Genomic DNA, 23,696 nt, shown 5'->3' on the forward strand with positions numbered 1-23,696 from the left:
TTTCCTGGAGGTGCGGTTCCGCGTGCTCGCCATCCGTCCGCTTGCCGAGCCCGACCGGCTCGACGTCCTCGTCCTGCCCGTCCGCCCCACCGATCCGGCGGCGGGAGGTGACGCCCCGGCGGAGTTGGCGCCCACCGCCGTGACGCCGCCGGACGGCACCGCCGAGGAGGCTGCCGCGCTGGTGCCGGTGGCCCGAGTGAGCGGCCGGGCCGGTGAGATCGCTACCCACCTGCGCCCAGGGCGCAGCCCCGGTCGGCTGGTGCTGCTCGGTATCGGCGACGGCGGAGAGTCGTCCTGGCGGGCTGCCGGCGCTGCTCTGGCCCGCTCCGCGTCCGATGAGACGCAGATCACTATCGCGCTGCCGGCCGAGGTGACCTCCGAGGCGGTCCGTGGGTTGACCGAGGGGCTGCTGCTCGCCTCGTACCGGTTCCGGCTGACCGACGCGGGCGACCCGCCCGCGCTCACCGGCGTCGACCTGCTGCTCGACGACCCGGAGGCGTACGAGAGCACCGTGGCCACCGCGCGGACCACCGCCGCGATGACCCGCCTCGCCCGCGATCTGACCAATACCCCCTCCTCGGTGAAGACCCCGCAGTGGTTCGCCGACCAGGTGGCCTCCGCAGCCGCCGACCTGCCGGACGTGCGCCTGACGGTGCGTGGCCCGGCTGAGCTGGCCGCGGAGGGCTTCGGTGGGATCCTCGCCGTCGGCGGCGGCTCGGCCAGCGGCCCGCGGCTGGTCGAGGTGGACTGGCACCCCGCGAACGCGCGCACCCACGTGGTGCTGATCGGCAAGGGCATCACCTTCGACACCGGCGGCATCTCGATCAAACCGGTGCCGGCGATGAAGCTGATGCGCAAGGACATGGCCGGCGCGGCGGCGGTCGTCGCCGCCACCCTCGGCGCGGCGGCGCTGCGCCTGCCGGTCCGCGTCACCACCCTGGCCCCGCTCGCCGAGAACATGGTCAGCGGCTCGGCGTTCCGCCCGGGCGACGTGATCCGGCACTACGACGGGACGACCAGCGAGACGACCAACTCCGATGCGGAGGGCCGGCTGGTCCTCGCCGACGCGCTGGCGTACGCGGTGCGGCAGCTCAAGCCCGACGTGCTGATCGACCTGGCCACCCTCACCGGCGCCAACGCCGTGGCGCTGGGCAAGCGCACCGCGGCCCTCTACAGCGAGAACGACGACCTCGCCGCCGACCTGCTGACGGCGATCGAGGCGGCCGGCGAGGCGGCCTGGCGGATGCCGCTGCACACCGACTACGTCGAGTACCTGGGCAGCGAGATCGCCGATCTCTACAGCGCGCCCGCACAGGGCGCCGGATCGGTGACGGCCGCGCTCTACCTGCGCGAGTTCACCGGCGACCTGCGGGACCGCTGGCTGCACCTGGACATGTCCGCCCCGTCCTGGGCGGACGGCGACCAGGCCGAGCTCACCCGCGGTGCGACGGGCTGGGGCGTCCGCTCGCTGCTGCGCTGGCTGGCCGCCGTCGACTGACCGTCAGCACTTCACGGCGGCGAGCACCCCGTGCCCGACCGGGAGCAGCGCGGGAATCCAGTGCTCCGACTCCCGGACCGCCTTGATCGTTTCGCGGACCGTCACCGTCTCCGCGTCCCGGGCGGCTGGGTCACCGATCCGACCGTGCGCGAGCATGCCGTTGAGCGCGAGCACGCCGCCCGGGCGCAGCAGTCGCAGCGCCGCCTCCACGCAGGCGTGGAAGCCGGTCGCCTCGGCGTCGACGAAGACCAGGTCGTACGCCCCGTCGGCGAGCCGCGGCAGCACGTCCAACGCGCGACCGGTGATGATCCGGGTGCGGCCGGCGGCGAAGCCCGCCTCGGTGAAGATCCGCCGGGCGATCCGCTGGTGCTCCACCTCCACGTCGATGGTGGTGAGCACTCCGTCGGCGCGCATGCCTCGCAGCAGCCAGACGCCGCTCACGCCCGTGCCGGTGCCGATCTCCACCACCGCGCGGGCGTTGCCGGCCGCGGCCAGCAGCCGCAGCGCCGCCCCCGCTCCGGGGGTGACCGCGTCGAGGCCCACCTCGTGGGCCAGGCTGCGGGCGGTCCGTAGGACGAGATCCTCGGTCACGTACGACTCGGCGAACTGCTGAGCCTGGGTCGTCGAACTGCCGGAACCGGCGACCGTGGCGATGGGGCACCTCCGGGCGGTGCGTGGTGCGGGGGCGGGTTGGCACTGTGAGCGTAGAGGCGACCCGACCGAGGCGCAGCCGCGCCTCCGTCCCCTCGCGATCGCCGGGGGCAACCGCTGACTCCACCGCGCGCATCCGTGCAATCCTGGAAGCGGTATTCCGTCAGCCTCGACCGCGCCGAACCGTGGCCGGGCGACGCCGCGGGATCCGGGGACGGACTGGGAGGCACCGACGTGACCGACGGCTGGGATTGGCGCCGGGGCGGTGAGACTCCGGCTCCGGCGAACCCGCCCGGGGCAGGGACCCCGCCGGCGGGAGCGCCGACCACGCCGGGGAGCGGCACCGCGCCTGCGGCTGCGGCCGGTGCGTCGCCCTGGTGGTCCGACGCGCTCGGTGATCCGTGGCGTGATCCGGCGACGCCCGCCGCGGTGGTGGTGCCGGGGGTGGTGGCGGCCGGCACCGAGCCCGAACCGGTCACCGACCCGGACGCGCCGGGTCGACCGACGCTGCGTCACCTGCTGCTCATACCGGTGATCACCGCGCTGCTGGCGGGCACCCTCGGTGGCGCGCTGGGCTACGCGTTCGCGGTCCGTGGTGGCGCCGCCGGCACGGTGCTCGGCGCGCAGGCCGCGGAGCCGCCCGTGCTGGCCCAGCGCAAGCCGGAGTCTCTGGCCGGAGTCGCCGAACGTGTCCTGCCCAGCGTGGTCACCGTCCGGGTGAGCAGCTTGGGCGGGACCAGCGAGGGCTCCGGCTTCATCGCCAGCGCCGACGGTCATGTGATCACCAACGACCACGTGGTGGCCGGCAGCAGCGGCAAGGCCTCGGTGATCTTCAACGACGGCACCTCCGCCCCGGCGACGGTCGTCGGTCAGGACCCGGAGTCCGACATCGCGGTGATCAAGGTGAACCGGACAGGGCTGCGACCGGTGGAGTTCGGTGACTCCGACGCGCTGGCCGTCGGCGACCCGGTGCTCGCCATCGGCTCGCCCCTGTCGCTGGCCAACACGGTCACCGCCGGCATCGTGAGCGCCCTGGACCGGACGATGCAGGCCGGTGAGCCGGGTGGCCCGGTGCGCTACTACGCGGCGATCCAGACCGACGCCGCGGTCAACCACGGCAACTCCGGCGGCCCGCTTGTCGACGGCGCCGGGCGGGTGGTCGGGGTCAACTCCACGATCAAGTCGCTGGTGGCCGAGGGCCAGGAGGCCGGCAACATCGGGCTCGCCTTCGCCATCCCGATCAACCAGGCCAAGCGGGTCACCCAGGACATCATCGGCACCGGCAAGGCCCGGCGTACGGTCATCGGCGCCCAGGTGGGTGGCCCCGGGGCGGGTGCCAACGGCGGCGTACGGCTGGCCGCCGTGGAGCCCTCCGGGCCGGCGGCCGGTGCCGGGCTGAAGGTCGGCGACGTGATCCTGAAGCTCAACGGCCGGCCGATGACCGAGCCGACCGACCTGATCGCCCTGGTCCGCAAGTTCGCTCCGGGTTCGGTGGTGACTGTCGAGTTCCGGCGGGGGGCCGCTCGGCAGAACACGTCGGTGACCCTCGCCGCGGATGCCAAGTGAACAGCGGGTCACCCCCTGCCGGAAAGCCGTCCGACGTGCGTAGTCTTGCTGCTGACGCCGAGAGGAGGCCCACGGGATGTTCGAGAACCTGAACATGTGGGAAGTCGGGGCGCTGCTGCTCCTGGCGCTGTTGATCTTTGGTGACCGGCTGCCCGCCGTGATCAACGACGGCCTGCGGATGGTGCGCAATCTGCGCAACATGGCCCGCAACGCCACCGGCGACCTCAGTCGCGAGCTGGGCACCGACATCCAGCTCGAGGATCTGCACCCGAAGGCCTTCATCCGCAAGCACCTCCTCAGCGAGGAGGACGAGGCGGCGATCCGCAAGCCCATGCAGGGCGTCTACGACAACCTGCGCGCGGACGTCAGCGGCGTGCACAACGAGCTGAAGGACGTGGCCAACGCCGTGGACCCCCGCGCGAACGGCTCCCGGCCCGGCACCGCCACCGGCGCCTCGCCGGCACCGGCTCCCCGGCCCAGCTACGACGACGCCACCTGACTCGTACGGCACAACGACGAAAACGCCCCGCAGGCCCGAGTGGGCCGGCGGGGCGTCGTCGATCGGGAGGTCAGCGCCCGGCCGGCTTGAGGCCGAGCGGCTTGCCGAGCAGCGACTCGCGGCGCAGCGCGAGCCGGTCGGCGATCGTGCCGAGCGCCTGCGCGGCCGGGGACTCCGGCTCGGCCAGCACGATCGGGTTGCCGGCGTCGCCGGCCTCGCGGACCCGGGTGTCCAGCGGGATCTGGCCGAGCAGCGGCACCTGGGCGCCGATGGTCCGGCTCAGCGACTCGGCGACAGCAGTGCCACCGCCGGCGCCGAAGACCTCCATCCGGGAGCCGTCCGGCAGCTCCAGCCAGGACATGTTCTCGATGACGCCGACCACCCGCTGGTGGGTCTGCAGGGCGATCGCACCAGCCCGCTCGGCCACCTCGGCGGCGGCGGTCTGCGGGGTGGTCACGATCAGGATCTCCGAGTTGGGCAGCAACTGGGCCAGCGAGATGGCCACGTCGCCGGTGCCCGGGGGCAGGTCGAGCAGGAGCACGTCCAGGTCGCCCCAGTAGACGTCGGCCAGGAACTGCTGCAACGCCCGGTGCAGCATCGGGCCGCGCCACACCACCGCCGCGTTGCCCGAGGTGAACATGCCGATCGAGATGACCTTCACGCCGTGCGACTGCGGCGGCATGATCATGTCTTCGACGCGGGTCGGTCGGCCGTCCGCGCCGAGCATCCGGGGCACCGAGTGGCCGTAGATGTCGGCGTCGACCACGCCCACGGAGAGCCCACGGGCGGCGAGCGCCGCCGCCAGGTTGACAGTCACGCTGGACTTGCCGACACCACCCTTGCCGCTGGCCACCGCGTACACCCGGGTGCGGGAGCCGGGCTGGGCGAACGGGATGACCGGCTCCTCGCTGGCGCCGCCGCCGCGCAGCTGCGACTGCAGCGACTGCCGCTGCTCGGGGCTCATCACACCGAAGTCGATCTCCACGCCGGTCACGCTGGGCACCGCCGCGACGGCAGCGGTGATGTCCGTGCGCAGCTTGTCCTTGAGCGGGCAGCCGGCGACGGTGAGCAGCAGCTCGACCCGTACGACGCCGTCGGCGCCGATCGTGGCGGAGCGGACCATGCCCAGCTCGGTGATGGGCCGGCGGATCTCCGGGTCGTTGACGGTGGCCAGGGCGGCCTGGATCGCGTCCTCGACGGTGCTCACGGGTGCTGACATGCCCGCAATGCTACGTCGCGGGGCATCCGCTCCGACCGCTGGCCGACGGTGGTGTGAGCCATACGATTACCGAACCCGACCCGCTGATCAGCGGTCGGGCCGGGCGTCGCGGGCGAAGTCGCCGTCCAGGTCGTCGCGGGGCTCGTCCAGACCCAGGCCGTCGGTCGCCCGCTGCGCGCGCCGCTCCTGCTGGCTGTCCTTCTCCTGCTGCCGGCGCTCCAGGCGTTGCCGGCGCTGCCCCGCCTCATCCAGCTCCTCGGCCAGCCGGGTCAGCTCCGAACGCAGGAAGTCGCGGGTGGCCACCTCGCCGAGCGCGATCCGCAGCGCGGCGATCTCCCGTGCCAGGTACTCGGTGTCCGCCTTCTGGGCGGTGGCCCGCCGCCGGTCCTCCTCCAGCGCCAAGCGGTCCCGGTCGGCCTGCCGGTTCTGGGCCAGCAGGATCAGCGGTGCGGCGTAGCTGGCCTGCAACGACAACACCAGCGTGAGGAACGTGAAGGTGTACGGGTCGAAGCGCAGCTCGGCCGGGGCGAGGGTGTTCCAGCCGAACCAGATCGCGATCACCACTGTCATGACGACGATGAAGTTCGCGGTGCCCATGCCCCGGGCGATGCCCTCCGACCAGCGACCGAACGCCTCCGCGTCGAACCGGGGGAGTTTGATGCCCCGGGGCTCGCGGGGCTGGTCGAGCCGCTCCGTACGCCGCTGCTCAGCCACCGTCGCCGTCCAGCACCGCGTCGGAGGTGCCCGGGGCGGCCAGGGCGTCCCGGTCGCGCCAGTCCCGAGGCAGCGAGTGGTCCAGTACGTCGTCGACGGTCACGGCGCCGACCAGCCGGTTGCTCCGGTCGATCACCGGCATGGCGACGAGGTCGTAGGTGGCCATCCGGCGGGTGATCTCCGGCAGTGGGGTGGTGGGACGCAGCGGGTCGATGTCGTTGACCACCACCTTGCCCAGCAGGTCGGCCGGCGGTTCACGCAGCAACGCCTGGAAGTGCACCATGCCCAGGTAGCGGCCGGTCGGGGTGTTCTGCGGGGCCCGGGTCACGAAGACCTGGGCGGCGATGGCGGGGGAGAGCTGCGGCTCCCGGATCCGCGCCAGCGCCTCGGCGACCGTGGCGTCCGGCGGCAGGATGACCGGCTCCGAGGTCATCACGCTGCCCGCCGTGCCCGGGGTGTACTTGAGCAGCTGCCGGACCGGGTCGGCCTCGTCCGGCTCCATCAGGTCCAGCAGCACATCCTGCTCCGGTGGGGGCAGCTCGTTGAGCAGGTCCGCCGCGTCGTCCGGGTCCATCTCCTCCAGCACGTCCGCGGCCCGTTCCCGGTCCAGCGCGGCGAGGATCTCCACCTGGTCGTGCTCCGGCAGCTCGCTGAGCACGTCGGCCAGCCGCTCGTCGTTCAACGCCGCCGCGACCTCGTTGCGCCGAGCGTCGGGCAGGTCCTGCAGCGCGTTGGCCAGGTCAGCCGGGCGCATGTCCTCCAGGACGGCGAGCAGGTTCGCAGTACCCCGGTTGTCGGCGATGCCGCTGAGCCCGCGTACCCGGTCCCAGTCGACCTGGTGCAGGTGGCCGCGGCGGCTGAGCCGGCCGGTCTGCTCGCGGACCGCGACCCGGCTGAGCGACCATTCGCCGCCGCGCGTGCACTCCATCGCGACGTCCACCACCGCGCCGGGCTGGCCGCCCGGTTCGAGCTGTACGCGCCGGTCCAGCAGCTCCTGGAGCACCAGCAGCTCGTTCGGGCGCTTCTCGAAGCGTCGCAGGTTGAGGGTGCCGGAGCCGAGGACCACCGCGTCCGCGTCGATCGAGGTGATGCGGTTGATGGACAGGAAGATCCGTCGGCGCATCGGCATCTCGGCGACGAGACCCACCACCTCGGGGGGTCGCTTGGTCGCCCGCAGCCGTGCCACGGCGTCACGAACCCGCCCCACCTGGTCGCCGTTCGGATCGAAGACGGCGACTCCGGCGAGGCGGGCGATGTAGACCCGGGTCGGCGTGCTCACGGGCACCAGCCTAAGCGCCTAGTGTTTATCAACATGTCGACCTTGGCCTACGAGATCGTTGACGTCTTCACCGACCGCCCGTTCGCCGGCAACCCGCTGGCCGTGGTGTTCGGCGCGGAGGCGTTGGCCACCGAGCAGATGCAGGCGCTCGCGCTGGAGTTCAACCTCTCCGAGACGGTGTTCGTGCTGCCGCCGACCCAGGTGGGGGCCACCTACCGGGCCCGCATCTTCACGCCGGCCGAGGAGTTGCCGTTCGCCGGGCACCCGAGTGTCGGCGCGGCGGTCACCGCGAGTCGGCGCGGGATGTTCGGTGTGGGGCAGGTCACCCAGGAGTGTGGCGCGGGTGTGCTGCCGATCGAGGTGACCGCGACCGGCGCGACGCTCACCGGAGGCAGCCCCACCCTCGGTCCCGAGCTGGATCCGGAGCCGTTGCTGGAGATCGCCGGGCTGGTCGCGGATGACCATGACCAGGCCGGACCCGCCCCTCGGGTGGCCGGCTGCGGGCTGGAGTTTCCCTACCTGCCGGTCCGTCCGGAAGCGGTGGCCAGGGCGCGGGTGAACCCGGCGGCGGCGGAACGGTACGGGGTGGCGCACGTCAGCGTCTTCTCCTGGGACGCCGGCACGCAAACCGCGCACGCCCGGGTCTTCGTGCCGGGGCTCGGCGTTCCGGAGGACCCGGCGACCGGCTCGGCGGCGCTCGGGCTCGGCGTCTGGCTGGTGGCGACCGGCCTGCTGCCGGGCGACGGCCTGGCGCACTACGCGGTGCGCCAGGGCATCGAGATGAACCGTCCCTCCGCGCTGGCCTGCACGGTGACCGCGGCGAACGGTGTGGCAGTCGGCGCGACAGTCGCCGGTCAGGTGATGCCGGTGGCCCGGGGCGAGATCGCCGTGCCGCCGTTCGTGGGCTGAGCGACGGTGCCGATGCGGGAGAATGCCTGTGTGACGGACGAGAATGCCTCCGCTGGCACGCCGCTGGTCGACGAGGCGATGAAGAAGGCCGCGGTGGCCTGGGTCAGCGTGTCCGGTGGCCCGGCGCTCGCGCTCTGGTGCGCGCCGCTGGAGGGTGCGCTCCTCGTGGTGAGTGGGCCGGGCGAGCAGGCCGCGCCGGGGCTGGCCGACGCGACCGAGGCGCAGGTCACCCTGCGCGGCGACCACGGAGGCCGGATCGTCACCTGGCCGGCCCGGGTGACCCGGCTGGCACCGGGCACCGACGAGTGGGACACCACCGCGCCGCTGGTGGCTGCCAAGCGCCTGAACGCGCCCGGCCCGACCGCCGATCTGGTGGCCCGCTGGGCCGCCGAGGGTTGCGCGGTGAACCGACTCGTCCCGGCCGGTGAGCCGCTGACCGGCGCCGGCCTGCCGTCCGACGCGCAGGCCGAGCAGCCTCGGGAGACTCCGGCGGTCCGCGCCACCCGCAAGCCGTTCCGCCTGCACCGGGTCCGCCGCCGCTGACCACGGGCCCGGCTCGGTCAGGCCGCCGGACCGCCCGCGCCGACGGCAGCGACTCCGGCGACGGTGCCCACCAGGTCGAGCACCTCGCGCAGGGTGCCCAGCGTGCGGCCGCGCCACTCCCGGTCCGCGTTGAACACCATGTGCTCGGCCAGGTCGGGCGCGGCCAGCCGGACGGCGGTCATCCCGGCCCGTTCGGCGCCGGTCAACTCCTGGCTGCCGCCGTCGCCCACGTACAGGCACTCGTGCGGCGCGAGCCCGAGCCGACTACACGCGGTCAGGTAGAGCGCCGCGTCCGGCTTGCAGCGTCCGACCTGCACGGAGAAGACCCGCACGTCGAGCAGGGGCGCGATCGGGAGCTGCGGCAGGAACGCCGGCAGTTCGTGCGTACAGTCGCTGACCACGCCGGTGCGCAGGCCGCGCTGCCGCAGCGCCGCCAGCACGGGCACGGCGTCGGCCCGCAGCCGGGTGTCCGCGCGGACCGCGCGGTGCCGGGACGCCACCGCCGCCCGCAGCGCACTGTCACTCGGGTGTACGCCCGCCTGGCCGCACACCCACCGCAGGGTCGCCTCGGCGTTGCCGAGCCGGCCGGTGGCCCGCTCGTAGTAGGTGCGATTGAGCACCTCGGTAAGCGTCTCGGTGGGGCAGCCGAGCAGTTCCGCGGTGCCGAGGTGCGCGGCGCCGCGCTGGACCGAACGGGTCAGCGTGCCGAAGAAGTCGAACAGCACCGCCTGGAAGTCGGGCATGGGGGAGCGCCTCCGCGCGGTCGAGGGTCGTCGGCGCGAACGCGCGTGATCGTAACGGAGTGCTGACGGTCCGTGTTGCCCGCGATTCGTGTGACCATTGCTTCCCGTGCCCCCTGGATCTCCCCGCCCGCCGCTGGATCCGCTGACCACCGGCGCGGTCGGCCTGGCAGTTGTCGCCGTGTCGTCGTCCGCGCCGCTGATCGCGTACGCCGCCGCCCCCGCGCTGGCCATCGCCTTCTGGCGCAACCTGCTCGCGGTGGCCGTGCTGAGCCCGTTCTCGCTGGCCCGGCGCCGCGCCGAGTTCCGCGCGTTGGCGAGCCGGGCCGGCCGGCGGGAGGGCCTGTTCTGCGTACTCTCCGGGGTCGCGCTGGCCGGGCACTTCGCGACCTGGGTGCCGAGCGCCCAGCTCACCTCGGTCGCCGCGGCCACCGCGCTGGGTGCCACGCAGCCGGTCTGGCAGGGGCTGATCGCCCGGGGTCAGGGGCGGCGGCTGCCCCCTGTGGTGTGGGTCGGCATCGCGGTGGCCGTCGGTGGCGCGGTGATCGCCACCGGGGCGGACGTGGGCATCTCCGGCCGAGCCGTCGTCGGCGACCTGCTGGCGGTGACCGGCGGCATGTTCGCCGCCGTCTACACCGCCTTCGGTGAACGGGCCCGCGCCAGCATCAGCACCACCACCTACACGACCATCTGCTACGGCATCTGCGCGTCGATCCTGCTGGTGATCTGCCTGGTCGGCGGGGTCCGGATGACCGGCTTCGACACTCGGACCTGGTTGGCGATCCTGGCCCTGGTGGCGGGCGCCCAGCTGCTCGGGCACTCGATGTTCAACTACGCCCTGAAGAAGATCGCCGCGACCACTGTGAGCGTGCTGATCCTGCTGGAGGCCCCCGGCGCGGCCCTTCTCGGTTGGGCCTGGCTGCACCAGGTGCCCCGCCCGTACGCGCTGCTGGGCATGGCGGTGCTGCTGGTCGGGGTCGTCGTGGTGGTGGTGGGCGGTGCCCGTGCGGGCCGCCGCGCCACGCCGCCCACTCCGCTCCCGGCCGACGCCGCCCCGCTGGAGAGCTGACCGCTCTCACAGGTACGGCGCGAAGTGCTCCTGCACCACGTCGGTCAGCTCCTCGCCGTCGAGCGTGCCGTCGACGCGGATCACCCGTACGCCCAGCCGTTTCGCCTGCGCCGCCGCGTCCGCCGCCACCAGTTCGTCGCGTGCCCACCGGTTGCGCAGCGCCCGTTCCGGGTCGCTGACCCCGGCGGGGACCGCCCGCGCCCGCGGCAGTCGGGCGATCTGCTGGGCACGGAACTCGGCGGTGGGCACCAGCACCACCATCTGCCGTACCGATTCGACGACCGGTGCCACCAGTTCGGGGCGCAGTCCCCAGCCCTCGGCCACCATGCGGCGGGCGGGAACGAGGGCGCTCAGGTCGTCCATGACCCAGTCGAAGCGGCGGGGGAAACTCGCGAGCGTGTCGGCGGCCATCCGGGCCGGGTCGGTGCGCACCCAGGTGGTGTCCGGGTCGGGCCCGGCGGGCGGTTCGCCCCGCCGGACCCGGTCGGCGACCCGCCGGTCGTCGTGGCCGCGGGCGTCGTGTCGGTCGTAGAGGTACGTGGTCAGTCCGTGTCGCAGGGTCAGGTTCACGGCGACCGTGGACTTGCCGGCCCACTGTCCACCGCCGATCCAGAGGGCCTGCCGGGCGGTGGCTGTCGCATCGAAATCCATGCCTCGACCCTGGCCCTCGAACAGTCCAAGATCAAGTCTTGTTCCGGCCCACCACCACGTGATGAAGTAGGGGAAGAGGCGGATCTCTGCCTCCGCGCGGCGCTCAGCCGGTTGTCCTACGGCCAACCCGACCTGCCCTTCCCGGCCTGCTTCGCGCGGCCCGCGCGGTCCGCTTCGCGCGGCCCGGCCGCGAAGCGCATGTTGAACAGATCTTGGACAGTTTCCGTTGGCCGCCAACGGAAACTGTCCAAGACTGCGAAGAAGTGCCGGGTGGCGCGTCCGCGCCCATGTTCCGCGGGCCGGGCGGCGGTCAGACCTCGTGGACCTCGATGACCCGGGTGTTCGGGGCGGTCTCGCCGAGAGCGGTGCGCAGCGCCGCCCGCTCCGGGTCGACGAGGAACGACTCGTACCCGGCCCGGTCGTCGAAGGTGATCACGTGGACCTCGGCCCGCCCGTCGGTGCCGCGCAGCCGTCGCTCCAGCCGGCCACCGTGCCGGCCGAGCAGCGCCAGCACGGTGTCCTCGTAGCGCTGCCCGACGGCCTCGGCTCCGGCCGGATACTCGACGACTGCGACAAGGGTCAGCATGACGGCCACGCTACCCATCGATGCCGACGGCCGTGGCGCTGGCTTCCCAGAGCCGGGCCGCGAGCCGCGGGTCGGCTGCCTTGCGGTACGGCCGGCGGGGCCGGCGGTTGTAGTAGTACCCCCCGTTGACGAGCCGGGCCGGATCCCGGTTGGCCAGCCAGAGCAGCGTCTCGGCGCCCTTGGAGGGGCTGCGGAACGGCAGGAACCGCATGCCGAACGCGACAATCGCACTGTCGTTGGCGAACCGGGTACGCACCACGCCGGGGTGGAAGCTGTGCGTGGGGATGTGCGGCCAGCGGCGGGCCGCCTCGGCGGCGAACAGGATGTTGGCCTGCTTGCTGGTGCCGTACGCGCCCATCGGCCGGTAACGGCTCAGCGGCTTGTTGAGGTCGGCCGGGTCGAGCCCGCCGAAGCGGTGCGCGCCCGAGGCGGTCACCACTATCCGGCCCACCCGCTCGGCGAGCAGGTTGGTCAGCAGGAAGGGGGCCAGGTGGTTGGCCTGGATCGACAGCTCGAAGCCGTCGACGGTGGTGAGCGGCTGGAGCGCGATGGCCCCGGCGTTGTTGGCCAGCACATCGATCCGGTCGTACGCGTCGCGCAGCCGCTCGGCGAGCCCGCGCACGTCGTCGAGCACCGCGAAGTCGGCCCTGAACAACTCGGGCCGCGCGCCCGAGGTCTCCCGGACCCGTTCCGCCGCGGCCTGTAGGCGGGCCGGATCCCGCCCGACCAGCACCACCTGGTCGCCGCGGCACGCGAAGCTCACCGCGGCGGCCAACCCGATGCCGGAACTGGCCCCGGTCACCACCACCAGTCGACGCCCAGTGAGATCTTCCACAGGTCCATTCACCCCGGTCATGGCGCGAGGTTACCGTGACGTCACCACGCCCTTTGGGATCGTTAAGTTTTCTTCGGAGTCACGTGGCGTCGGCGTGTCCGCCGGTCGCTGGAAGGAGCACATTCATGGCCGCAGTCGGTCGTCCCCGCCGGTCCTGCCTGGCCGTGCCGGGTTCCAGCGTCAAGATGCTCGGCAAGGCGCAGGGTCTCCCCGCCGACCAGGTCTTCCTCGATCTGGAGGACGCCGTGGCCCCGCTTGCCAAGCCGGATGCGCGCAAGAACATCGTGGCCGCCCTCAACGACGGTGACTGGGCCGGCAAGACCCGGGTGGTCCGGGTCAACGACCTGACGACCCCGTGGACCTACCGGGATGTCATCGAGGTGGTCGAGGGCGCCGGCGCGAACCTGGACTGCATCATGCTGCCGAAGGTGCAGAACGCCGCGCAGGTGCAGTGGCTGGACCTGACGCTCACCCAGATCGAGAAGACGATCGGCCTCGAGGTCGGTCGGATCGGTATCGAGGCGCAGATCGAGAACGCGGCGGGTCTGGTCAACGTGGACGCCATCGCTGCCGCCTCGCCGCGCGTGGAGACCATCATCTTCGGCCCGGCCGACTTCATGGCGTCGATCAACATGAGGTCGCTGGTGGTCGGCGGCCTGATCCCGGACTACCCGGGCGACCCGTACCACTACATCCTCATGCGGATCCTGATGGCCGCGCGGATGCACGACAAGCAGGCGATCGACGGCCCGTTCCTGCAGATCCGCGACGTCGACGGGTTCCGCGAGGTGGCCAAGCGCTCGGCGGCGCTGGGCTTCGACGGCAAGTGGGTGCTGCACCCGGGCCAGATCGACGCCGCCAACGAGGTCTACCAGCCGGCCCAGGCCGACTACGACCACGCCGAGCTGATCCTCGACGCGTACGAGCACTACACCTCGGAGGCCGGCGGCAAGCTCGGCGCGGTGATGCTCGGCGACGAGATGATCGACGAAGCGTCCCGCAAGATGGCGCTGGTGATCGCCGCGAAGGGCCGTGCCGCCGGGATGAGCCGTACCTCGTCGTTCACCCCACCGGCGCAGTGAGTGGCCCGGCCGGGTCGACCGCCGCCGGCTGTCGACCCGACCCGACAAGCGGTGGTACGCCGAGCCGCCGCCCTCAGTAGCTGCTGTCGCTGCCTCCGCCGTTCGCGACCGCGAAGATGATGATGGCGATGTACGCGCCGATGCCCAGCACCATCAGCGCGGTGAGGATCCAGCCGACGATGATGCCGGCCTTCGCCATGCCCTCGCCGCCCTCACCGCTGGCGCGGATCTGCTTCTGCGCCACGTGGCCGAGGATCGCCCCGATCGGCGAGGTGATGCCGCAGGACGTGACGCCGACCAGGGCCAGCACCAGCGATGCGATGGCCAGCCCGTTGGTCTTCGGCGGTGGCGGGTAGCCGTAACCGGGGTGCGGCGGGTAGCCGGGCGGGGCGTACGCCATCGGCTGTCCCGGGTGTGCCGGCTGCCCCGGCGGCGGCTGCCCGCCCGCGTACGGGTCGACCGGCGCGTACGGGTCCCAGGGGCCGGGCTGGGTGGGCACCGGCTGGCCGGCGACCAGGGTCGGGTCCGGGGGTGCGCTCGACGGTTGAGCCGACCAGGTGGGGTCGGTCCAACCGCCGGGGGGTGGGGGATTGGTCATGCGAACTCTCCGTCGGCTCGGGTGCGCCGACAGAGTAGCCAGGGATGCCTAAACCCGATGCCCCCGCTCCCGGGTGCCGCGTTGCTCGGGCCGGTCGTAACGGGCAGGATCCCTGGCATGGCAATAGACGCGCGCGCCGCGGACCGTTCCGGCAGCCGACCGCGACGGGACGTGAGCCGCCCGGGTACGGGCCGCCGCGGTCGGGCGGCCACGCCGGCCGGCGCTCCCGGCCCCGACGAACCGGTCGCACTCGCGGACCCGGTGACCATGCGGCTCGACGGCCGGGTGGCCCTGGTGACCGGGGCCGGCAGCCCGGACGGCATCGGTTACGCCACCGCCCGGCGGCTCGCCGACCTGGGGGCGCGGGTGGCCATCGTCAGCACCACCCGGCGCATCCACGAGCGGGCCGGTGAGCTGGGGGCGACCGGGTTCGTCGCGGACCTGACCGACGAGTCCGAGGTCGGCGCGCTGGCCGACGCGGTGGCCGAGCAGCTGGGTGACGTCGAGGTGCTGGTCAACAACGCCGGTCTGGCGAGCCGGGCCAGTCAGGGGGTGCTGCGTCCCGTCGCGCAGCTGACCTACGACGAGTGGCGCGGCGAGATCGACCGCAACCTGTCCACCGCGTTCCTGTGCAGTCGCGCGTTCATCGGCGGGATGGCCGAGCGGGGCTGGGGGCGGATCGTCAACCTGGCGGCCACCGCCGGGCCGGTCAACGCCCTGCCCACCGAGGCCGCGTACGCCGCCGCGAAGGCCGGCGTCGTCGGGCTGACCCGTGCCCTGGCCATGGAGATGATCGCCGACGGGGTGACGGTGAACGCGGTCGCGCCGGGCACCATCTACACGGCGGCGTCCACGATGGCCGAGATCAAGCAGGGCCTGGGCACGCCGGTCGGTCGACCGGGCACCCCGGACGAGGTCGCCGCGGCCATCAGCTTCCTCTGCTCGCCGGCCGCCTCGTACATCACCGGCCAGATGCTTGTGGTGGACGGCGGCAACAGTGTCCGGGAGGCGCGTTTCCGCTGACCGGCCCGGCGGGTCAGTAGCCGCTGCTGTCGCCGGTGTTGCTGAAGATGACCAGCGCCAGCCAGCCGCAGCAGGCCAGCAGGGTCAGCGCGGTGAAGGCGTAGCCGAGGATCAGCCCCCAGGTGGCGAGCTGGTCGCCGTCCTCGCCGCTGGTACGGATCTGCCGCTTGGCCACGTGGCCGAGGACGGCGCCCGCCGGCGGGAACACGAAGGCGAACACCAGCGACAGGATCGCCAGCACGTTGGTGCCCCGACCCGGGCCGGACGGCGGTGGGCCGTACTGGCCGTAGGGGCCCTGCGGCGGGTAGGGCGGCTGCTGCCCCCAGTGCGCTGGCTGGTGCGGCTTCTGCTGCTCGTACGGCGACGGCTCGTCGGCGGGGGGCCCGTACGGTGAACGTTCCGGCGACCCGAACGACGACTGGTCCGGCGGCGGCGGGTACGGCGACTGGCCGGCTGGCGGTGGCGCGTACGGCGACTGGTCCCGGGGTGGCTCGTAGGGTGACGGCGGCGGCTCGTCCCCCGGGGGGCCCGACGGTGGTGGGTAGCTCACAGCTGTCCTCCTCCTGCCGGTGCCGGAAAAGTCCTTCTTGCCGGACGGTACCCGCAGCGGTGAACCTTTTCACAGCGGTTGTGTGGACTGGTCACCTTGGCCTTGCCGACCGGGAGGCCGATACTGACCGAGCGTTCAGTTACCCATGAGTAGTGCGCTGATCCCCGGAGGCTGAGATGGCCCGACTCGCCCAGACGCCCGGCCTGACCGATGTGCAGCGATCGATCCTGGAGACCGTCCGGGAGTTCGCCGACAAGGAGATCATCCCGCACGCCCAGCGGCTGGAGCACGCCGACGAGTACCCCACCGACATCCTCGACGGGATGCGCGAGATGGGGCTGTTCGGCCTCACCATCGACGAGGAGTACGGCGGGCTCGGCGAGTCGCTGCTCACCTACGCCCTCGTGGTGGAGCAACTGTCCCGGGGCTGGATGTCGATCTCCGGCATCGTCAACACCCACTTCATCGTGGCGTACCTGATCTCCCAGCACGGCTCCGCCGAGCAGAAGGCCCGCCTCCTGCCGAAGATGGCCATCGGCGAGGTGCGCGGCGCGTTCTCGATGTCCGAGCCGGAGACCGGCTCCGACGTCTCGGCGATCAAGTCCCGGGCCGTCCGCGACGGCGACAGCTACGTGCTCAACGGGCAGAAGATGTGGCTGACCAACGGCGCGTACTCCTCGGTGGTGGCCACCCTGGTCAAGACCGACACCGGCGCCGAGTCGGTGTACGGCAACATGAGCACCTTCCTGCTGGAGAAGGAGCCGGGCTTCGGCGAGACCGCCCCCGGCCTCACCATCCCCGGCAAGATCGAAAAAATGGGTTACAAGGGCGTCGAGACCACCGAGATGGTGCTCGACGGGGTGACCGTGCCCGACTCGGCCATCCTCGGCGGCGCCGACAAGGTGGGCCGCGGCTTCTACCAGATGATGGACGGCATCGAGGTGGGCCGCGTCAACGTGGCCGCCCGCGCCTGCGGCATCTCCATCCGCGCCTTCGAGCTTGCCGTCGCGTACGCCCAGCAGCGCAAGACCTTCGGCCAGCCGCTCGCCCGGCACCAGGCGATCGCGTTCAAGCTCGCCGAGATGGGCACGAAGATCGAGGCCGCGCACGCCCTCATGGTCAACGCCGCCCGCCTCAAGGACGCCGGCCAGCGCAACGACGTCGAGGCCGGGATGGCCAAGCTGCTCGCGTCGGAGTACTGCGCGGAGGTCGTGCAGGAGGCGTTCCGCATCCACGGCGGCTACGGCTACTCCAAGGAGTACGAGATCGAGCGGCTGATGCGCGAGGCCCCGTTCCTGCTCATCGGCGAGGGCACCTCGGAGATCCAGAAGACAATCATCTCCCGCGGCCTGCTCAAGGAGTACAAGCTCTGAGCTGCCCCTGGTCCGGCTCGACGGCCAGCTCCATGATCGACCCTGGGTGGGGAAGAGGGGTCAGGGGAGGCGGGTCAGGCCGGCGGCGGCGCGCTCGACGATGAGGCAGCGGTCCTCGACGTAGTCCATCCCGGCCTCCTCGGCGATCCGTCGCGCCTCGGCCGAGACGATGCCCAGTTGCAGCCAGACGGCCGGAGCGCCGATCGCCGCCGCGTCCCGGACCACCTGCACGGCGTCGGCCGCCGGCCGGAACACGTCCACCAGATCCACCGGGTGCGGAATGTCGGCGAGCGTCGGGTACGCCCGCTCGCCGAAGAGCTCGTCGACGGTCGGGTTGACCGGGATGATCCGCCAGCCGTACCGCTGCATCTGCAACGGCACGCCGTGCGCGGCCTTGCGCGGGTCGCGTGACGCGCCCACGACGGCGATGACTGCGGAGTCGGCGAGGATCTGCTGAGCGGTACGCACCCGCCGACTGTAACGCCGCCTGCCGGCTAGAGCAGGGTCAGCTGCTCGGCGGCCGGCGGTGGGGGCGGCTCGGGCAGCCGACGGTTGTCACCCAGCTCGCCCCGGTGCAGCCCGTGGCGGCGGGCCGCGATCCGCACCCGGGCGGTCAGCTCCCGCTGGTACGCCTGCGGGGCGTACGCGCCGGCCCGGTAGAGCTCGCGGTAGCGGGGCGCGAGGTGCGGATGCTCCCGAGCGAGCCACTGCGCGTACCACTCCCGGGCACCTGGGCGCAGGTGCAGCGCCAGTGGGGTCACGCTTGTCGCCCCGGCCGCCGCGATCGCCGACACGGTGGCGTCGATCGACTCGTCGCCGTCGCTGAGCCCGGGCAGGATCGGCGCCATCAGCACCCCGACCTCGAAGCCGGCGTCGGTGAGCCGGCGGACGGCGTCCAGGCGGCGGCTCGGATGCGGCGTGCCCGGCTCGACGCCACGCCAGAGCTGCTCGTCGACGAAGCCCACCGAGTAGGAGATGCCGACCCGGGTCACCTCGGCGGCCTGGCGCAGCAGCGGCAGGTCCCGCAGGATCAGCGTGCCCTTGGTCAGGATCGAGAACGGGTTGGCGAAGTCGCGCAGGGCCGCGATGATCTGCGGCATCAGCCGGTAACGCCCCTCGGCCCGCTGGTAACAGTCCACGTTGGTGCCCATCGCCACGTGCGCGCCCCGCCACTTCGGCGCGGCCAGCTCACGCCGTACCAGCTCACCGGCGTTGACCTTGACGATCACCTGCCGGTCGAAGTCCGCCCCGGCATCGAGGTCGAGGTAGGTGTGAGTGTTTCTCGCGAAACAGTAGACACAAGCATGACTGCATCCACGGTACGGGTTGATGGTCCACTCGAAGGGCACGCGGGACTGGCCGGGCACCCGGTTAAGGATGGACTTGGCCTGCACCTCGTGAAAGGTCATCCCGGCGAACTCGGGGGTGTCGAAGGTGCGCACGACGGCGCCGGGCAGCGCCAGCGGCAGGGGTGGCGTCGCTGGCGCTGCCCGCTCGGGGTCTCCCTCAGCCGGGGGAGCGGTGAGGTTGTCCCAGCGCATGGCCACTATTCGAACACGTGTACGAGGTGCGCGCAAGTGACCCGCCGGACACCGGAGCCCACCCGGCGGTCGCGCGGGGGAGGATGGACACCATGGAGAGGTCGACCTTCGTCTACGACGGGGACTGCGCGTTCTGCACGACGTGCGCGGAGTTCATCGAGCGCCGCATCCCCACCGCCGCCCGGGTGGTGCCCTGGCAGTTCGCCGATCTGGACGCGCTCGGCCTCACGGTCGCCCAGTGCGAGGAGGCTGTGCAGTGGGTCGGCGCGGACGGCTCCCGCGCCGCCGGGCCGGACGCCATCGCGAAGTTGCTCGCCGCGAGCGGTCCGCTCTGGCGGGTCGCCGGAGCGGGGCTGCGGTTTCCGCCGGCCCGCGCCGTCGCCTGGCCCGCGTACCGCTGGGTGGCGCGCAACCGGCACCGGCTCCCGGGTGGCACGGCGGCGTGCTCGCTGCCCCAGGAGGCCCGGGAGCGGCTCTACGGGCCGACCGGCCGCCCGAGCGCCGGGGCCTGATCCCCGGGCGGCACCGGCTCCGCACCGGCTCCCACCGGAGCCGGGTCGGGAGCCGTCGGCTCGGTCTCGACGCGCGCCGGGGTGTCCGTCGCCGACCCGCGAGTTCCGCGGCCGGCCAGCCGGCGGGCCCAGACCAGCGGGCGGACCCGCTCCAGCGGCAGGAAGCTCGTCATCGCGGCGAGGTGCGGCGCGAACGAGATCGTGATGGTCGCGATGGTCACCACGTGGAACGAGTAGAAGAAGCCGACCATGGCCAGGCGCCAGCGGGCCGGCAGCAGGAACACCACGGGGCTGAACAGTTCGAACGCCACGATGCCGAACTGGGCGACGATCAGCAGGTACGGCACCTGGGCGACGAGGTCCGCCAGGTCGGTGCCGCGTCGGATGATGGCTCGCGCCAGCACCGAGCCGGTCAGCCAGTCCAGGCCGCCGAAGCGCAGCTTGGCCCAGGCCGCCAGGAAGTACGTGCAGATCACCGCGATCTGGGTGACCCGCAGCGCCCAGCCGCCGGCCTCGGTGCGGGTGGTGTCGCCGTGGCGGGCCCGGCCGGCGGTGGGCAGCACGGCCAGTGCGACGAGGAGCCCGAACCGGTCGTGGTCGACCTTTCCGTAGCTCATCGCGATGATCATCCACTCGAGGTAGAGCGCGCAGACCGACCAGCCGAGCAGCCGGGGCGCCCGGCCGGTCGCGGCGAGCAGTGCGAGCAGCAGCAGCGCCCAGAAGATCACGGCCACCAGCGTCGGCGTCGGCGTCGGCAGGGGGAGCAGCCGGCCGATCAGCAGTGGTTGGTACAGCTCGCCGGGCACGCTGGCCCGGGTGCGTACCCACGGGGTGAAGACCACCAGGTCGGCGGCGACGAACAGGTAGATCAGGGTGCGGAAGGCGGCGATCCGGCCGCGCGGCACCGCCTCGGTCAGCCAGCCGCTCATCGGGCGACCTGCCAGCGGACCACTGTCTCGTCGGTGTGCTGCCCGGTGGGCCGGCCGGCCCGGATGCCGTGCCAGCGGATGACGATGCGGACCTCGACCAGCGCCGGGGCGGCCGGGTGGCGTTCGGCGTACGCGTCGGCCACCTCGGCGAGCAGCGTCGGGTCGGCGGCGTACCGGTCCTGCTGGCCCTCGATCTCGGCGCGGCGGATGCCCGTGGCGCCCTGGTCGAGGTCGACCACGGCGCCGGTGCTGTTCACGCCCTCGACCCGGGTGTCCGGGGCGGGGGCGTTCGGCGGGTTGGAGGTGGCGTACATCCGGAACGGGCCGAACGGAAAGTCGTCGTCGCTGCCCCAGAAGGTGCCGAGCAGCAGCAGGACGAGGCCGAGAGCGGTCGCGCCCAGCCGGGTCGCGCGCCCGCGGGTGGTGAGGGTCTCCATCGGGTCGTGACGATACGGGATGTACCGGCCGTGTCGGGTCCCTCCGACGGTCAGTTCCGCCTGCCCAGGTCGGTGATCATGAGGGTGTGCCCGGTTACGGCGAAGGGCCGGACCCGAATCGGGCCCGGCCCTCGCGCGCCGTCGCGGGGACGGCTCAGTGGTTGTGCTCGGCCAGCTGCTTGCGGACGTCGTCCATGTCCAGTGCCTCGACCTGCTCGATCAGGTTCTCCAGCGCGGACTCGGGAAGCGCGCCCGGCTGGGCGAAGACGATGACGCCGTCACGGATCGCCATGATCGTCGGGATCGACCGGATGTCGAACTTCGCCCCCAGCTCCTGCTGGGCCTCGGTGTCGACCTTGCCGAAGACGATGTTCTGGTGCTTCTCCGAGGAGCGCTCGTAGACCGGGGCGAACCGCTTGCACGGACCACACCAGTCGGCCCAGAAGTCGACCAGGACGATGCCGTCGTTGCCGGTCACCTCGTCGAAGTTCGCCGAGGTCAGCTCAACGGTTGCCATTGCACTCTCCGATCACCGCGGTTTGTCTGCGTCCCGTAGAACCAGGGCTGACCGTATCGAATTCCCGGGCCGTCCAGCACGAAACGTGCGCAGGGCTGCCCGGGGTCCTCGTCGGCCATCGAACTATGTCAGTTCATCTCGTCCTGCGGAACGCAAGTGCATGACGCACTTGCGTGACCTGGGGTGATGGGAGCGATTCCAAGGAGATCCACCCGATCGAGCGCTACGAATCGGTAACTTGAGCCCTGACGAGGAGGTATCCGGCCTGCGGAGATCGCTGATCAACCCGCTCTTCGTCACGTAGAGTAGTGTTACAAAAAGATAAATGTGACCTCGATCTCTGTCGTACCTACGCCGCCGTAGGGCAGAATTCCTCGCATCAGAGCGTGGGCGGCGGGTGCCGGGGAGGGCCCCGCCGCTCATTGCGTCTCCCCTCGGGTGAGTGACCGGTGTGACATTTCCGCCGGGGTCGCGCCCCGGCCGTCGCCTTAACCACCGGTAAGGCATGCTGTGCCGAACTCCATCGCCGCCCGTCGAAGGGGACCAGGATGCAGTTCGGCCGCTACTACGAGGAGTTCGAGGTCGGCGCGGTCTACCGGCACTGGCCGGGCAAGACCGTCACCGAGTACGACGACCACCTCTTCTGCCTGCTCACCATGAACCACCACCCGCTGCACATGGACGCGCACTACGCCGCGACCGCCAGCCAGTTCAAGCGCAACGTGGTGGTCGGCAACTACATCTACTCGCTGCTGCTCGGCATGTCGGTGCCGGACGTCAGCGGCAAGGCCATCGCCAACCTGGAGGTCGAGTCGCTGCGGCACGTGGCGCCCACCTTCCACGGCGACACCATCTACGGCGAGACGACGGTGCTGGACAAGCGCGAGTCGGGCTCCAAGCCCGACCGGGGCGTCGTGTCCGTGGAGACCCGGGGCTACAACCAGGACGGCACCATGGTCTGCGTCTTCCGCCGCAAGGTCATGGTCCCCAAGCGGGAGTACGCGGCCGACGCCGTAGCCGAGGGAGTGGACCCGGAGCGGCCCAGCTTCCCGAGCCCGCGCTGACCCTCCGGGCGGCGCTGAGCAGCAGTCGCCGCCGCCCTGGTACGGGCCTCCATCCCCACCGCAGGTTCTGCCGGGGAGGGGGCCCGCCGCCCGTTTCGGGGCTTATGCTGGCGCCGGAGGTTCCGATGAGCCACTCCGTCGCCGGAGAGCCGCCCTCTGCCGGCCGCCGCGCCGCACCCTTGACCACCGCCGTCTACTCCGCCGCCGAGTGGGACCTGCTCACCAGCCTGCCCGCCCGGGTGCTCGTGGCCGCCGCAGCGCCCGGCGCCGGCCGCCCGGAGCGGGGAGTGATGGCGGGCCTCGCGGGTCTGGACGCGGTGGCTGCCGGCCGCGGGTTCGACAGTGATCTGGTCCGTGCCGTGGTCGCCGCGATCTACGCCCGCCACGACGGCGCCCCGGCGCCCGCCGAGCGGCTCACCGACCTGGTGGACCTCCTGGTCGCGTGCCGGGCCGCGGTGCGGGTCCTGCACCGGCGCGCTGATCCCGCCGACTCGGCCGCGTACCGCCAGTGGGTGCAGTCGGTCGCGGCCCGAGTCTGCCGGGCGGTGCCCGGCCCCGGCGGACGTCCGGCCAGCCCCGCCGACCGACGCTTCCTGGACCGGCTGGGTGACGCGCTCGGCCTCGGCTGAGGTCGGCGGGCCGTCGCGGCGGACGCCGAGGTGGCCCGTACCCTCTGATGACCGTGACCGACGACCAGCTTGAGGTGGGCGTGGGCCCCTGGCCGGGGGACCCACCCGAGGACCCGCGCTACGACCCGGCGTTGCTGGCCGAGGGGGACCGGCGCAACGTGGTCGACCGCTACCGCTACTGGCGGCTTGACGCGATCGTCGCCGACCTGGACCGGCGCCGGCACGGCTTCCACGTCGCCGTCGAGAACTGGCAGCACGATTTCAACATCGGCACGGTCGTGCGCAACGCCAACGCCTTCAACGCCGCCGAGGTGCACATCGTCGGACGGCGGCGGTGGAACCGGCGGGGCGCGATGGTGACCGACCGGTACCAGCACGTGCGGCACCACGAGACGATCGAGGAGTTCGTCGACTGGGCGGCGGGGCGCCGGCTGCCCGTGCTCGGCATCGACAACCTGCCCGGCTCCCGCCCACTGGAGACCGGCACCCTGCCGCGGGACTGCGTGCTGCTCTTCGGCCAGGAGGGACCCGGCCTGTCCGAGCCGGCGCGTGCCGCCTGCGCCGCGCTCTACTCCATCGCCCAGTACGGCTCGACCCGGTCCATCAACGCCGGCGTGGCCAGCGGCATCGCCATGCACGCGTGGATCCGTACCCACGCCGGGCCGCCACCGGACTGACCCTC

Annotated in this window: 28 protein-coding genes; 13 read left to right on the forward strand and 15 right to left on the reverse strand. The window is 72.4% G+C overall.

Translation table 11 applies throughout. The features are described 5' to 3' along the window. The first annotated feature begins 22 nt into the window (after positions 1–22). Entirely contained in the window at positions 23–1,498 is a 1,476-nt protein-coding gene (locus tag B0E54_RS15980) for a M17 family metallopeptidase (protein ID WP_234584330.1), read from the forward strand. A gap of 3 nt (positions 1,499–1,501) precedes the next feature. On the opposite strand, the gene B0E54_RS15985 is transcribed toward B0E54_RS15980, so the two are convergent. Continuing rightward, positions 1,502–2,089 carry an O-methyltransferase gene (locus tag B0E54_RS15985; protein WP_234584332.1) on the reverse strand — a complete coding sequence of 196 codons (588 nt, stop codon included), beginning with the start codon at positions 2,087–2,089 and terminating at the stop codon, positions 1,502–1,504. A gap of 294 nt (positions 2,090–2,383) precedes the next feature. Here B0E54_RS15985 and B0E54_RS15990 point away from each other — a divergent pair, with 294 nt between their 5' ends. Continuing rightward, positions 2,384–3,715 carry a S1C family serine protease gene (locus B0E54_RS15990; protein WP_374109277.1) on the forward strand — a complete coding sequence of 444 codons (1,332 nt, stop codon included), beginning with the start codon at positions 2,384–2,386 and terminating at the stop codon, positions 3,713–3,715. A 76-nt stretch (positions 3,716–3,791) separates the two neighbouring features. Further along, complete coding sequence (locus tag B0E54_RS15995) at positions 3,792–4,214, forward strand: preprotein translocase subunit TatB (protein ID WP_234584334.1); 423 nt, start codon at positions 3,792–3,794, stop codon at positions 4,212–4,214. A 70-nt stretch (positions 4,215–4,284) separates the two neighbouring features. Here the strand turns inward: B0E54_RS15995 and B0E54_RS16000 are convergent, their stop codons facing one another. The 3 genes from B0E54_RS16000 to B0E54_RS16010 all read right to left on the reverse strand — a co-directional run bounded on the left by B0E54_RS16000 (position 4,285) and on the right by B0E54_RS16010 (position 7,426). Next, entirely contained in the window at positions 4,285–5,433 is a 1,149-nt protein-coding gene (locus B0E54_RS16000) for an Mrp/NBP35 family ATP-binding protein (protein ID WP_234584335.1), read from the reverse strand. A gap of 87 nt (positions 5,434–5,520) precedes the next feature. Beyond that, complete coding sequence (locus B0E54_RS16005) at positions 5,521–6,147, reverse strand: DUF1003 domain-containing protein (protein WP_234584336.1); 627 nt, start codon at positions 6,145–6,147, stop codon at positions 5,521–5,523. Beyond that, positions 6,140–7,426: a magnesium transporter MgtE N-terminal domain-containing protein gene (locus B0E54_RS16010; RefSeq protein WP_234584337.1), complete on the reverse strand. Its 1,287-nt coding sequence runs from the start codon at positions 7,424–7,426 to the stop codon at positions 6,140–6,142. Before B0E54_RS16010 ends, B0E54_RS16005 begins: the two co-directional genes overlap by 8 nt. A 33-nt stretch (positions 7,427–7,459) precedes the next feature. On the opposite strand from B0E54_RS16010, the gene B0E54_RS16015 reads away from it, so the two are divergent. Further along, a complete protein-coding gene (locus B0E54_RS16015) occupies positions 7,460–8,335 on the forward strand; it encodes a PhzF family phenazine biosynthesis protein (protein ID WP_234584338.1) in 876 nt (291 codons plus the stop codon). 12 nt (positions 8,336–8,347) lie between these two features. Beyond that, a complete protein-coding gene (locus B0E54_RS16020) occupies positions 8,348–8,878 on the forward strand; it encodes a hypothetical protein (protein ID WP_234584339.1) in 531 nt (176 codons plus the stop codon). A 17-nt stretch (positions 8,879–8,895) separates the two neighbouring features. Here B0E54_RS16020 and B0E54_RS16025 read toward each other — a convergent pair whose 3' ends face one another. Then, complete coding sequence (locus B0E54_RS16025) at positions 8,896–9,621, reverse strand: HAD family hydrolase (protein ID WP_234584340.1); 726 nt, start codon at positions 9,619–9,621, stop codon at positions 8,896–8,898. 97 nt (positions 9,622–9,718) lie between these two features. Here B0E54_RS16025 and B0E54_RS16030 point away from each other — a divergent pair, with 97 nt between their 5' ends. Continuing rightward, positions 9,719–10,687 carry a DMT family transporter gene (locus tag B0E54_RS16030; protein ID WP_255787084.1) on the forward strand — a complete coding sequence of 323 codons (969 nt, stop codon included), beginning with the start codon at positions 9,719–9,721 and terminating at the stop codon, positions 10,685–10,687. 6 nt (positions 10,688–10,693) lie between these two features. Here the strand turns inward: B0E54_RS16030 and B0E54_RS16035 are convergent, their stop codons facing one another. The 3 genes from B0E54_RS16035 to B0E54_RS16045 form a co-directional block, all read right to left on the reverse strand. Next, positions 10,694–11,338: a hypothetical protein gene (locus B0E54_RS16035; RefSeq protein ID WP_234584342.1), complete on the reverse strand. Its 645-nt coding sequence runs from the start codon at positions 11,336–11,338 to the stop codon at positions 10,694–10,696. 310 nt (positions 11,339–11,648) lie between these two features. Further along, positions 11,649–11,924 carry a hypothetical protein gene (locus B0E54_RS16040; RefSeq protein ID WP_234584343.1) on the reverse strand — a complete coding sequence of 92 codons (276 nt, stop codon included), beginning with the start codon at positions 11,922–11,924 and terminating at the stop codon, positions 11,649–11,651. Positions 11,925–11,934: 10 nt separating this feature from the next. After that, positions 11,935–12,759 carry an SDR family NAD(P)-dependent oxidoreductase gene (locus tag B0E54_RS16045; protein ID WP_234584373.1) on the reverse strand — a complete coding sequence of 275 codons (825 nt, stop codon included), beginning with the start codon at positions 12,757–12,759 and terminating at the stop codon, positions 11,935–11,937. Between the two features lie 125 nt (positions 12,760–12,884). On the opposite strand from B0E54_RS16045, the gene B0E54_RS16050 reads away from it, so the two are divergent. After that, entirely contained in the window at positions 12,885–13,841 is a 957-nt protein-coding gene (locus B0E54_RS16050; RefSeq protein WP_234584344.1) for a CoA ester lyase, read from the forward strand. 73 nt (positions 13,842–13,914) lie between these two features. On the opposite strand, the gene B0E54_RS16055 is transcribed toward B0E54_RS16050, so the two are convergent. Next, positions 13,915–14,439, reverse strand: coding sequence for a DUF4190 domain-containing protein (locus B0E54_RS16055; RefSeq protein WP_234584345.1), 525 nt, complete (start codon positions 14,437–14,439; stop codon positions 13,915–13,917). 117 nt (positions 14,440–14,556) lie between these two features. Here B0E54_RS16055 and B0E54_RS16060 point away from each other — a divergent pair, with 117 nt between their 5' ends. Further along, a complete protein-coding gene (locus B0E54_RS16060) occupies positions 14,557–15,462 on the forward strand; it encodes an SDR family NAD(P)-dependent oxidoreductase (protein WP_234584346.1) in 906 nt (301 codons plus the stop codon). 13 nt (positions 15,463–15,475) lie between these two features. Here B0E54_RS16060 and B0E54_RS16065 read toward each other — a convergent pair whose 3' ends face one another. Further along, complete coding sequence (locus tag B0E54_RS16065) at positions 15,476–16,012, reverse strand: DUF4190 domain-containing protein (protein WP_234584347.1); 537 nt, start codon at positions 16,010–16,012, stop codon at positions 15,476–15,478. Positions 16,013–16,188: 176 nt separating this feature from the next. Between B0E54_RS16065 and B0E54_RS16070 the strand changes: the two genes are divergently transcribed. Continuing rightward, positions 16,189–17,385 (forward strand): acyl-CoA dehydrogenase family protein, encoded by a 1,197-nt coding sequence (locus B0E54_RS16070; protein ID WP_234584348.1) that lies wholly within the window; start codon positions 16,189–16,191, stop codon positions 17,383–17,385. A gap of 60 nt (positions 17,386–17,445) precedes the next feature. Here the strand turns inward: B0E54_RS16070 and B0E54_RS16075 are convergent, their stop codons facing one another. Both B0E54_RS16075 and B0E54_RS16080 read right to left on the reverse strand, forming a co-directional pair. Further along, positions 17,446–17,853: a CoA-binding protein gene (locus B0E54_RS16075; RefSeq protein ID WP_234584349.1), complete on the reverse strand. Its 408-nt coding sequence runs from the start codon at positions 17,851–17,853 to the stop codon at positions 17,446–17,448. 26 nt (positions 17,854–17,879) lie between these two features. Continuing rightward, positions 17,880–18,926, reverse strand: a complete 1,047-nt coding sequence (locus tag B0E54_RS16080; RefSeq protein WP_234584350.1) for an Rv2578c family radical SAM protein — start codon at positions 18,924–18,926, stop codon at positions 17,880–17,882. Positions 18,927–19,018: 92 nt separating this feature from the next. On the opposite strand from B0E54_RS16080, the gene B0E54_RS16085 reads away from it, so the two are divergent. Then, positions 19,019–19,438, forward strand: a complete 420-nt coding sequence (locus B0E54_RS16085; protein WP_234584351.1) for a thiol-disulfide oxidoreductase DCC family protein — start codon at positions 19,019–19,021, stop codon at positions 19,436–19,438. Here the strand turns inward: B0E54_RS16085 and B0E54_RS16090 are convergent. The 3 genes from B0E54_RS16090 to trxA all read right to left on the reverse strand — a co-directional run bounded on the left by B0E54_RS16090 (position 19,402) and on the right by trxA (position 21,321). Continuing rightward, the gene (locus tag B0E54_RS16090; protein ID WP_234584352.1) at positions 19,402–20,367 is read right to left on the reverse strand and encodes an HTTM domain-containing protein; all 966 of its coding nucleotides are present in this window, start codon (positions 20,365–20,367) and stop codon (positions 19,402–19,404) included. The two genes, B0E54_RS16085 and B0E54_RS16090, sit on opposite strands and share 37 nt — an antisense overlap. Continuing rightward, the gene (locus tag B0E54_RS16095) at positions 20,364–20,804 is read right to left on the reverse strand and encodes a hypothetical protein (protein ID WP_234584353.1); all 441 of its coding nucleotides are present in this window, start codon (positions 20,802–20,804) and stop codon (positions 20,364–20,366) included. Before B0E54_RS16095 ends, B0E54_RS16090 begins: the two co-directional genes overlap by 4 nt. Before the next feature lie 154 nt (positions 20,805–20,958). Beyond that, entirely contained in the window at positions 20,959–21,321 is a 363-nt protein-coding gene (gene trxA / locus B0E54_RS16100) for a thioredoxin (RefSeq protein ID WP_030329190.1), read from the reverse strand. A 548-nt stretch (positions 21,322–21,869) separates the two neighbouring features. Between trxA and B0E54_RS16105 the strand changes: the two genes are divergently transcribed. From B0E54_RS16105 to B0E54_RS16115, 3 genes are all read left to right on the forward strand, one after another. Further along, positions 21,870–22,385, forward strand: coding sequence for a MaoC family dehydratase (locus tag B0E54_RS16105; RefSeq protein ID WP_234584354.1), 516 nt, complete (start codon positions 21,870–21,872; stop codon positions 22,383–22,385). 104 nt (positions 22,386–22,489) lie between these two features. Then, on the forward strand, positions 22,490–23,014 hold the full coding sequence (locus B0E54_RS16110) for a hypothetical protein (protein WP_234584355.1): 525 nt from the start codon (positions 22,490–22,492) through the stop codon (positions 23,012–23,014). Between the two features lie 53 nt (positions 23,015–23,067). Continuing rightward, on the forward strand, positions 23,068–23,691 hold the full coding sequence (locus tag B0E54_RS16115; RefSeq protein ID WP_234584374.1) for an RNA methyltransferase: 624 nt from the start codon (positions 23,068–23,070) through the stop codon (positions 23,689–23,691). The last annotated feature ends 5 nt before the right edge of the window (positions 23,692–23,696 follow it).

This window comes from Micromonospora sp. MH99, from assembly GCF_021442385.1.
Taxonomy (GTDB): Bacteria; Actinomycetota; Actinomycetes; order Mycobacteriales; family Micromonosporaceae; genus Micromonospora.

Bases quoted from the DNA above. Each gene is read 5' to 3' on its own strand.
- B0E54_RS15995 (WP_234584334.1), top strand. From the start codon at position 3,792: ATGTTCGAGAACCTGAACATGTGGGAAGTCGGGGCGCTGCTGCTCCTG.
- B0E54_RS16000 (WP_234584335.1), bottom strand. From the start codon at position 5,433: ATGTCAGCACCCGTGAGCACCGTCGAGGACGCGATCCAGGCCGCCCTG.
- B0E54_RS16015 (WP_234584338.1), top strand. From the start codon at position 7,460: ATGTCGACCTTGGCCTACGAGATCGTTGACGTCTTCACCGACCGCCCG.
- B0E54_RS16020 (WP_234584339.1), top strand. From the start codon at position 8,348: ATGCGGGAGAATGCCTGTGTGACGGACGAGAATGCCTCCGCTGGCACG.
- B0E54_RS16025 (WP_234584340.1), bottom strand. From the start codon at position 9,621: ATGCCCGACTTCCAGGCGGTGCTGTTCGACTTCTTCGGCACGCTGACC.
- B0E54_RS16035 (WP_234584342.1), bottom strand. From the start codon at position 11,338: ATGGATTTCGATGCGACAGCCACCGCCCGGCAGGCCCTCTGGATCGGC.
- B0E54_RS16040 (WP_234584343.1), bottom strand. From the start codon at position 11,924: ATGCTGACCCTTGTCGCAGTCGTCGAGTATCCGGCCGGAGCCGAGGCC.
- B0E54_RS16050 (WP_234584344.1), top strand. From the start codon at position 12,885: ATGGCCGCAGTCGGTCGTCCCCGCCGGTCCTGCCTGGCCGTGCCGGGT.
- B0E54_RS16055 (WP_234584345.1), bottom strand. From the start codon at position 14,439: ATGACCAATCCCCCACCCCCCGGCGGTTGGACCGACCCCACCTGGTCG.
- B0E54_RS16060 (WP_234584346.1), top strand. From the start codon at position 14,557: ATGGCAATAGACGCGCGCGCCGCGGACCGTTCCGGCAGCCGACCGCGA.
- B0E54_RS16070 (WP_234584348.1), top strand. From the start codon at position 16,189: ATGGCCCGACTCGCCCAGACGCCCGGCCTGACCGATGTGCAGCGATCG.
- B0E54_RS16080 (WP_234584350.1), bottom strand. From the start codon at position 18,926: ATGCGCTGGGACAACCTCACCGCTCCCCCGGCTGAGGGAGACCCCGAG.
- B0E54_RS16085 (WP_234584351.1), top strand. From the start codon at position 19,019: ATGGAGAGGTCGACCTTCGTCTACGACGGGGACTGCGCGTTCTGCACG.
- B0E54_RS16090 (WP_234584352.1), bottom strand. From the start codon at position 20,367: ATGAGCGGCTGGCTGACCGAGGCGGTGCCGCGCGGCCGGATCGCCGCC.
- B0E54_RS16095 (WP_234584353.1), bottom strand. From the start codon at position 20,804: ATGGAGACCCTCACCACCCGCGGGCGCGCGACCCGGCTGGGCGCGACC.
- trxA (WP_030329190.1), bottom strand. From the start codon at position 21,321: ATGGCAACCGTTGAGCTGACCTCGGCGAACTTCGACGAGGTGACCGGC.
- B0E54_RS16105 (WP_234584354.1), top strand. From the start codon at position 21,870: ATGCAGTTCGGCCGCTACTACGAGGAGTTCGAGGTCGGCGCGGTCTAC.
- B0E54_RS16110 (WP_234584355.1), top strand. From the start codon at position 22,490: ATGCTGGCGCCGGAGGTTCCGATGAGCCACTCCGTCGCCGGAGAGCCG.